At 55.4% G+C, this 8,507-nt stretch carries 8 protein-coding genes and 4 tRNA genes; all 12 read right to left on the minus strand.

The genetic code is table 11. From position 1 onward, the window contains the following. The coding region (locus ACP2AU_RS16400) for a GTP-binding protein (protein WP_221293541.1) at positions 1 to 96 on the minus strand (96 nt) is incomplete at its 3' end. Between the two features lie 50 nt (positions 97 to 146). Further along, positions 147 to 222, minus strand: a tRNA-Thr gene (locus ACP2AU_RS16405). Positions 223 to 236: 14 nt separating this feature from the next. After that, positions 237 to 311: transfer RNA gene (locus ACP2AU_RS16410), tRNA-Gly, on the minus strand. A gap of 10 nt (positions 312 to 321) precedes the next feature. Then, a tRNA-Tyr gene (locus tag ACP2AU_RS16415) sits at positions 322 to 405 on the minus strand. A 41-nt stretch (positions 406 to 446) separates the two neighbouring features. Continuing rightward, positions 447 to 522, minus strand: a tRNA-Thr gene (locus ACP2AU_RS16420). 31 nt (positions 523 to 553) lie between these two features. After that, on the minus strand, positions 554 to 1,198 hold the full coding sequence (locus tag ACP2AU_RS16425; protein WP_426377298.1) for a hypothetical protein: 645 nt from the start codon (positions 1,196 to 1,198) through the stop codon (positions 554 to 556). Continuing rightward, the gene (locus tag ACP2AU_RS16430; protein WP_426377299.1) at positions 1,195 to 1,926 is read right to left on the minus strand and encodes a type III pantothenate kinase; all 732 of its coding nucleotides are present in this window, start codon (positions 1,924 to 1,926) and stop codon (positions 1,195 to 1,197) included. The genes ACP2AU_RS16425 and ACP2AU_RS16430 overlap by 4 nt, the downstream gene beginning before the upstream one ends. After that, entirely contained in the window at positions 1,923 to 2,882 is a 960-nt protein-coding gene (locus tag ACP2AU_RS16435; RefSeq protein ID WP_426377300.1) for a biotin--[acetyl-CoA-carboxylase] ligase, read from the minus strand. The genes ACP2AU_RS16430 and ACP2AU_RS16435 overlap by 4 nt, the downstream gene beginning before the upstream one ends. A 104-nt stretch (positions 2,883 to 2,986) precedes the next feature. After that, positions 2,987 to 5,380 (minus strand): DUF6160 family protein, encoded by a 2,394-nt coding sequence (locus ACP2AU_RS16440; protein ID WP_426377301.1) that lies wholly within the window; start codon positions 5,378 to 5,380, stop codon positions 2,987 to 2,989. A 12-nt stretch (positions 5,381 to 5,392) separates the two neighbouring features. Then, a complete protein-coding gene (locus tag ACP2AU_RS16445) occupies positions 5,393 to 5,953 on the minus strand; it encodes a DUF6160 family protein (protein ID WP_426377302.1) in 561 nt (186 codons plus the stop codon). Next, positions 5,950 to 6,810, minus strand: coding sequence for a hypothetical protein (locus ACP2AU_RS16450; protein ID WP_426377303.1), 861 nt, complete (start codon positions 6,808 to 6,810; stop codon positions 5,950 to 5,952). The genes ACP2AU_RS16445 and ACP2AU_RS16450 overlap by 4 nt, the downstream gene beginning before the upstream one ends. Before the next feature lie 209 nt (positions 6,811 to 7,019). Continuing rightward, positions 7,020 to 8,222: a DUF6160 family protein gene (locus tag ACP2AU_RS16455; RefSeq protein ID WP_426377304.1), complete on the minus strand. Its 1,203-nt coding sequence runs from the start codon at positions 8,220 to 8,222 to the stop codon at positions 7,020 to 7,022. Positions 8,223 to 8,507: the final 285 nt, after the last annotated feature.

Consider the following 8,507-nt stretch of genomic DNA (forward strand, 5'->3'; position numbering starts at 1 on the left):
CAGAGCTGCGGTCAGAGTGGTCTTACCATGGTCAACGTGACCGATGGTGCCGACGTTTACGTGCGGCTTACTGCGCTCAAATTTTTCTTTAGACATATCGACCAATCCCCTTTATCAACCAGGATCGTAACGTTGACCGGATGAAATGGAGCTCATGACCGGAATTGAACCGGTGACCTCATCCTTACCAAGGATGTGCTCTACCGACTGAGCTACATGAGCACTAAACACCAAATTGGAGCGGGCAGCGGGAATCGAACCCGCGTCATCAGCTTGGAAGGCTGAGGTAATAGCCACTATACGATGCCCGCGAGCAATTAGTGGTGGAGGGGGCAGGATTCGAACCTGCGAAGCTTTCGCGTCAGATTTACAGTCTGATCCCTTTGGCCACTCGGGAACCCCTCCCGAACAAACCTGCACATAGCAAGCCTGCTTAAAACTTAAAGTGGAGCTGGCGGACGGAATCGAACCCCCGACCTGCTGATTACAAGTCAGCTGCTCTACCAACTGAGCTACGCCAGCTCACATTCGCCTGTTCAGCGAGGGCGGTATACTACGGATTTTTTTCCGGGCTTGCAACACCTTCACAAGGTTTGCTTTCGACGAACGTAAATTCGCGTCCGGTTTCCGCCTCAACCGCTTGAACCCATTCAGTTTCTGACCTGGACTCAACCTGAAAAACGAGGGCGTATCCTAAACGATTTCGGGGGAACTTGGCCAGCACTACGTTAAGATTTGCTCGTTTTTTTTCTGCCAATACAGATTGCGCTGCCTCCAGCGACTCAAAAAGGCCGAGCGAAATGGCATTTTGGTATTCGCCACGTGACACAATGTAAGCATCCACCCCGGCAAGATACAGCTCGCGAAACTGAACACGGGCGGCCTCAGGTGGCTGGGGTGGGATCAAGATCCAATGGAGAGGCGTGAGGGAGCGCTCCAATGCCACAATGCGCGGCTCTGGTGTCAGCTCTTCAGCCAACGCCACGGCCTCAGTGCGGTTATCAAAGTATCCCATGGTTACGCTCAGGCATTCAGTGACCGTTCGGCGCGGGGCCCTTACAGCCTCTGCAGGCTTCAGGCTGGAGACCCGCGGCAGCGTTCCGGTCGACCTGGTCACGGATGCCGGGGGGCTGAGCGAGGCCGGAACGAACCAGAGAACAAGGTTGACGATGAGCAGGAGCAGCGCCAGCCATCTCATTTGTGACATCCCGTAAGCGCGATGCGTTCGAGCCCCTCCAACACAAGGCCATCAACGACACAGGCGTTCAGCCCGAGGGCATTGATTCGTCCAGCGTCCCCGCCAGTGAGGAACAGCGTATTCAAACGATGCAATTCCAGGTCCTGGCGAACACGCCAGACAACGGCCTCGGTTAACCAGACAAGGCCATGATTGACACACTCAGCGGTGGATTGACCCGGAGCGATCGTCATCGCCTCACTATGCTCAAAGCCGATACGAGCCGCATCGATTTTCAAGCTCCGGCGCATCATCTGGAGTCCCGGTATGATATACCCCCCCAGGTGGCGCCCCTCGCCGCTTACGTAATCGACGGTAATAGCGCTACCGGCGTCCACCACCGCGAACGAATCTCCGCAACGCCGCCAGCCAGCCAGCATGGCATGCCACCGATCGGCGCCCATCCTCGATACATCCTGATAGGAATTGAAAAGCCCGTCTCGATGGTGCTCAGACCAGTAATACTGCACCGGTACGTCCGTGCGGGCCTGCAACAGGCGATCCAGGCGCTGCCGGGCCTCGTCCGACGCGACCGTCGAGACCAGGATCCGCTCAATTGTGGACCAATAAGCGGCCAGCCCGATCAACGGATCCGGCTCCGCCATGTTCGCCAGGCCCTCAAGGGGCCTTTCATGCCCCATTAATCGCCACTTAAGCCGGGTATTTCCTGCATCGATCAACAGAATCATTTGGATACCCGTAAACTGATGTCTCCCGCCCGTACCGGCACAACGCCCGATTCGGTACTCAAAAGATAGTTTCCGGTGCTATCGATACCTGCTCCCACCCCATGCAATTTCCCGTCACGGGTAACAAGGGCAAGGCCACTGAAGACATCACGCTGCTGCCAGCGATCCCTGAACCTCTGGAAACCGCCCGACTCAAATTCGGTCACCGCAAGCAGTATCTCGCGGATCATCTTCGAAGCGAGCTGATTACGCGACCAGGCGCGATCTGGCCAGCGCCTGGCCAGACTCGTCCAGGGTTGGTCCACCTCGTCTGCGTGGGTCATATGCACATTGATTCCGATACCGGCAATAATCTGAACATACCCTTCCTGCAATTCACCCTGGATTTCCACCAGGATGCCGCCGAACTTCTGGCCCTCCACGAACAGATCATTAGGCCACTTGAGCCCGATACCACTGCCCCCCGCCCGCTCAATGGCATTCGCAACGGCAACGCCAAGTACGAGGCTGAGGCCATCCAGAGCAGCGAACCCGCCTCTAATGGACAAACCGAGACTCAAATAAAGGTTCTGCCCCTTGGGGCTGGTCCAGTTACGACCTCTTCGACCACGGCCGGAAGTTTGACAGTCCGATAGCACGACGGGGCACCGGGTGGTTGCAAGCTGGCGGGCCACTTCGGCATTGGTGGAGTCGACCTCATCCAGAACAGCGAGCTGAATCTGCTCGCGAGTTACCGGATCAAGTTCCCCCAGAATGGTGTCCCGGTCAATCAGATCCAGGTCGGACACCAATTGATAGCCCTGCCCGCGGATAGTCCTGATATTGGTACCCTCAGCGATGGCTTTGCGAATGTGCTTCCAGACGGCTGTGCGGGAAACACCCAACGTCTGCGCGAGCGATTCACCGGAATGAATTTCACGATCACTGAGCAGGGATAACAGGGCATTGGACTTCATGAACGAGCTTCCAGACGGCGAATGAACCAGCCCGGATTAAACACCATGAGGGACTTGAAAAGCAAAGGGACAGGACCAGCCCTGCCCCGTGGCCTGCCGCCGTGTTAAGGGATAGGGGTAGCGGTGAGGTTCGCACGAATATCCACATTTTGCAGCACCGCGCCAAACACGGCCGTTTGAGGGCCGCCAACCGGGTGCACCAGATCGATGTTGTTGACGGTCAATTCCTTGAAGCGTGTTTCTGCCTTTACCGCAAACCCCAGAGGGCGATTGAGCCGGTCGGACTCCGACGGAGAGGAAACATACCGGTACCCTCCCGGGGCGGAAGCATCCATGATTTTTTCATCACCTCTGGCTCCACTGACTCCGAGAGAGTCCGGCCCATCGTTCTTCTTGACCACGCGGGTTTGATAGACATCAACGGATAGATCGGTTCGAACGCCATAGGCATTATCGTCAATTCCGTCGCCATCAAAATCCCCCCCGTCATTGGTGTGGATGTCATCCAGCACCAACTGCGTTCCGGTTCCGTTGACGGGGCGGCCCTGGCCGTCTGTCTCCCGATTTGTTTCCCACAGCAGCGCATTCCGTTTTTCTGGGCCTTGTGCCGGGGCCAGGATCTTTTTCATTTCAATCGTGACCCCCTCATCGCCCCTCATTTCCCAAACGCCGCCAGACGCCGAACAGGCCGAAGCCGAAGAGCCGGCCCCACCGACACACACATTGCCGGCGCCCCCGGGCTTGATCAGGGTCGTGCTCCCCTGTTCAAAACGCTGGAGCTTCAGGCGCCCAAGACTCTCGCCGTCCGTCCCGCGACCAACCCGCACATTGCCGATGTCCATGGTACTCCAGGATTCTTCTGTTGCCAGCGCCAGCCCTTCATCGGTGACATCCAAGGTTCTGTTACGCACATGACCATCGTAGCTCATGTCGGTTAACCAAAGGCCCTTTTGCGGCTGTTCACCCCCACCCTCGTCGTACGGCGCGGCAATCACTGCCGCCCGGCCGTCGCGGATCTGAACGTCGGAATTGATGGTCAGCCCCTCCCCGGAGGCTCCGCCGGCCCCTAGTGTAATATGACCATCCAGGGTGAATTCATAGGCCGGATAAATGCCAAGGGACAGCAATAGCTCCGTCCCGCCCTGCAGCGGCGCATCCTCACTACCTACACGCATACCATTTATCCGATAGCCGGCCTCGAGGCCCTCGAAACCAATTCGCAAACCGTTGTAGAAGCGGGTTCCGTTCTTAACGCCGTCGCGAGTAACGTTCACCGTTACATCGCCCTGCCCCCAGGACTGCAGACCGCTGATGATGACTCGGTTACCGTCCTCCGTATAACTAAGATCAGAGAGTTTAAGGCTCCACTGGGCGGCCAGCCTCAACCCCTGGGCACCGGCATCGGCATGACCTCCGCCCTGCAGATACAGCGCGTTGGTATAGGTGCGGCCATCAAACACCTGGTCTTCTAACAGAAAGCTCAGATTAACCGCCCCAAAGCTCTTGCCAGCGCTACCAGCCTCTATAGCGCCGATCTCAAATTCGCCTTGCATTCGGCCAAGAGTTAAACCGACGGCGGGGCGACCGCGCCAATCCTGAGCCACATCCAGGCGCAGATCGTGAATCTGATAGGCCCCGGAGATGTTCCTCAGTGCCAGGGAACGTCCGTCGTCGAGATACAGGAAGCTGGCGCTGTGAATGGTGGTCTCGTTATCAAACCGCAAACCCTCGCCAGCCCGACCGCCAGCTGATAGAGCAGTAACCGAGGACAGCTGGTATTGACCGGAAAGCCCGCCGTAGCTGGGTAGTAGTCCGCCATTACCATCCGTGCGCCGGCCATAGACAGCGGGGTCGTCGGAATAGCGAATAGCACCAACCTGCCAGCTGCCAGTTACCGAGGGAGTGGTGAGTTCCAGAGTATCGCCTACACGCTCAAGGGTTACCCCCAGGGCTTCGACAGACATGGTGATATCGTCCAGAAACACCGAATTGCCATTGGTTCTGTAGCCAAGGCGCCCTTCCGTCATGGTATAGGCCGAATCAAATTCATAGCCGTTTCCCCCTGCAGTCTGTTGGCGCAGACTAAGAGTGCCCTCCAGGCTGTGGTCAAAAAACAGCCCCCCCATACTGACACCCGGGGCCCCAGCCAATCGAATATCGGAAAATTCGATCCGCCGATCTTCCACCAGATAGTCGAGATTCAATGACGCATCGCTGCCGATGTCGATCCGTGTCCGATGAAAGGCACCTTCACCTGCAACCTCGGAGGAGCCAACGGTCATACCCTCGAGATGCACGCCTTTGCCGTCGTCATAATAGGAGAGCTTGTCTGCGCTCATGGTCAGGTCGGTTTCAATGGTGATTCCACTCTGACCGCGAATTTCAGACAAGGCGCTATCATCCAGCCTTTGAAGGTCGGCGGTGGCAATGACGGACTGTCCTGCCAGCCAGATTACGGCCGCACTTCTGGTCAGGATCGCGGGGGAAGAACGAAACATATGGCCTCCTGGCTATGGCGTGCCGTCCGGAAAAACGAGAAGATTGCCTCGCATGATGACATCGCCCTGCATTTCAATAGCAAAGATATCGGTTTGCCTGAAGCCCGGATCGATGGGACGCGCCGTGCTACTTGCGGCCATCTTGAACCGCACATCGTTGAATCTGACGATATTCGGCAAGCCCACTTCGATGACATCGCGATTAAACTGCTCGCCATCACCACCAAAGCCCGAATCAATACTTCGGAGCCGCAACGTCAATCCTTCAAATGAAAACTTCCCACGCAGTTCGTCTAATACCAACCAGCCACCATCCTCTTTCAGTCGATAGGCAAACCGTGCACCGCACTTCTTATCCTGTTCATCACAACGACCAAAATATTGATTCTGGACCGGGCCGCCCACCTCATTAATACTCACATCGCCGGACAAATAGATACCGCCTCTCCCGGAGATATCGGATAAGGCTTCATCAGCGAGGGGAGCCATTTCTGCCCTGGCATTAAACGGCATTAGCGAAAAACAAATAAGCCCTAAGCACGTAACACGGAAGATCAACTGAAAGTCTCTCATTGCGCCAGATCCTTTGTCTGAATCTTCAAATGCTGGATGAGCATACCCTCCATACGGGCGGAGCCGAAATCCCGGGTTCCAACGCTGAAATTCCCGATGTGTAAATTGCTCCGGTATTCCGGATTCGAGTAATAATCGCTGTAAAAGTCCCAGGTTACGGCGTCGCTATCGGCGCGCTGGCCATTGGCGGCGATTGTCCCCGAGGCGGGTGCATCAATCGTGGCAATCTCAAGCAAAAAATTGCCGCTACCATCAACATCAAAAAACAGCGGCTGGAGGCTATTGCCTATGGCCAACTCAAGAGCAAAGTCAGACATCATTATTCTCGAACCACACGCACTTCCATCCTGGGAGCAGGCATTAATCGAGACTTCGGGAGAATACAGGTTAAAACGAACTTGCCCCGCCATTTGCCGGCGTTGCTCATCGCCCCATAAGCGGATATAACTGCCGTCAATTACCGCATTGCTGGCATGTATATTCAGATTGGCGGATCGGTCTTCGCCAACGGCGACATTCATCTGCATTCCAAGATCGGCTCGCTCACCTCGCCATTCCGCTGTTGCAGGTCTGCTCGAACAGGTACCCGAACCCATCGTTGACGCCCGCCCGAGGCAGTCAAACCCTTCAGCTTGAGTAACTTTTTCGGGGGCAGCGATTTCCAAAACCGCCTTGTTCGGGACATTGATGCTGTCGCCATCAACCACATCGATGCGCCAGGGGTGAAGAAGCCGACCGAGATTTACCGGAACCAGGTTCTCTCCGTAATTGCTGCCAGCGCCAGCGATATAGAGATGGTTAACGGTAATATCAACGTTTTCACCTTCACTGCTTTTGATGCCGGTGATTCGGAACACCCGGGCCTGATTTCCGTTCACATCGGGCTGATCGGTACCGTGCGAAAACGTGAAATCATCAAGTACCAGGCCAATGCCTGCGCCATCGACTTCCGACAACTCCCCATCGTTCAGGGGTTGCAACTCAGCCATTACAGCCGTTGGCCAAAACAAAAGAAGAAGCCACGCCAGGGCAAGGGGATTACGTACCAATGTCGGTTGATTCGCCATCAGAACAGCCCTGTGCCGCGATCAATGTACTCTGTGCGATACCTGGGCACGCCAGTAAGTGCCTCGCCCAGGTTTACCTCGGTTGCGCCATTCGGGATATTAAGAAACGCACCGCTGGTGGCCTGCACAAACTCTGCATTAGACATATTCCCTTGCTTTACATCTTTGACCCAATCCACCGCCTGGGTCTGGAAAGACAAGAAGGCCCCACTCGCCGGTGCAACGATACTCCGCTCACCATTTGTCTCGCCCAGCTCACCCACGGCAAAAGAACGGTACTGATCCAGATCGAAACACGATCTGATCGACAACACCATGCAATCCTGCGCCACGACCTCGATCGTGCCTCCCGGACAATCAAACAGATTGTTGCAGCCAGGCACCAGAACCTGGGAGCTTGCCCCCGGCGCCAGCAATCGCTTCATCGCCCATCGGGCAAATCCACTTGCGCCCTCAAGCACAAACCTCTCGCCGTTGGGAACGCCGATATGTTCCGCTCTGACCGGGTCCAGCTCTCCGTAGGTGCTGGAGTTTGGATCCCCGTCGACAAGCCGTGCTTTGGTTTGAATATCGTTGTTTTTTTCCAGCGTCTGCGATGCAAACTTGATCAGTTGGTCGGACAGCGTAGGGCTTTCCTGAACGGCATCTGCCATAGCCCCACCCACATCTTTGATCATCACATTGATGTTGCCGGTTAGGGTCTGGATGTCGCCGGATAAAATTCCCATCGATTCACCAAACCCCAGCCTCACCCCAATAACCTCCTGGGTGTTGTTATCAAAAGCGAACTCTATGAAGGGGTTATCAATAAAAAAGGGAACAATCTCACCCTCAGCGTAGGCGCTGCCATCAGGCTTGTACATTTCGGGAACATCGGGATGATCCTGAAAGAACTGAGCATTCTGGATAAAACCCAGCGAGAAATTATCGATCAGAACATCGGATGTACCGGGTTTCTCGCCCGCGCGATCGTACCGCCCGAGTTCAAGCGTATCGATATTGGTCTGGATTTCCATATCCATGCCAAGGTTTACCCGGGTGTAGGCTGTTGAGTCATCTGGATGATAATTACGATCGACAGACACGAAGGCCTGCCCGGTAACGTTAGACAACTCGTCATCGGAAATGGCACGCAACTCGGCCTGGGCAACCGGACCCAGCAGCAACGTTAAAGAAAGGATTATCTGTATTTGTTTACTCATAGCCATACCTGCCCGCTGCGAATAGTGTTAGCGGTAACGATCGAATGACTGATGAGTGTCTCTGAAGCCGGCTTTTATTATTTTGCGCCAGTCTTGATAGCAGGTTAACGCTGTTTACACATTGTAACTGTGTAACTCGTCACAAGCCTTGATGAGAGCGCAGGCCGGAGGAGCGTTTTTTTCAGGCAATAAAAAACCCCAGCATCGAAGATGCTGGGGTTTTTGGTATTAAGCGCCTGACGATGACCTACTCTCACATGGGCAACGCCACACTACCATCGGCGC

It is taken from the genome of Marinobacter sp. VGCF2001, from assembly GCF_049943275.1.
GTDB lineage: Bacteria > Pseudomonadota > Gammaproteobacteria > Pseudomonadales > Oleiphilaceae > Marinobacter.

Bases quoted from the DNA above. Each gene is read 5' to 3' on its own strand.
- ACP2AU_RS16425 (WP_426377298.1), bottom strand. From the start codon at position 1,198: ATGAGATGGCTGGCGCTGCTCCTGCTCATCGTCAACCTTGTTCTCTGG.
- ACP2AU_RS16455 (WP_426377304.1), bottom strand. From the start codon at position 8,222: ATGAGTAAACAAATACAGATAATCCTTTCTTTAACGTTGCTGCTGGGT.
- ACP2AU_RS16445 (WP_426377302.1), bottom strand. From the start codon at position 5,953: ATGAGAGACTTTCAGTTGATCTTCCGTGTTACGTGCTTAGGGCTTATT.
- ACP2AU_RS16430 (WP_426377299.1), bottom strand. From the start codon at position 1,926: ATGATTCTGTTGATCGATGCAGGAAATACCCGGCTTAAGTGGCGATTA.
- ACP2AU_RS16435 (WP_426377300.1), bottom strand. From the start codon at position 2,882: ATGAAGTCCAATGCCCTGTTATCCCTGCTCAGTGATCGTGAAATTCAT.
- ACP2AU_RS16440 (WP_426377301.1), bottom strand. From the start codon at position 5,380: ATGTTTCGTTCTTCCCCCGCGATCCTGACCAGAAGTGCGGCCGTAATC.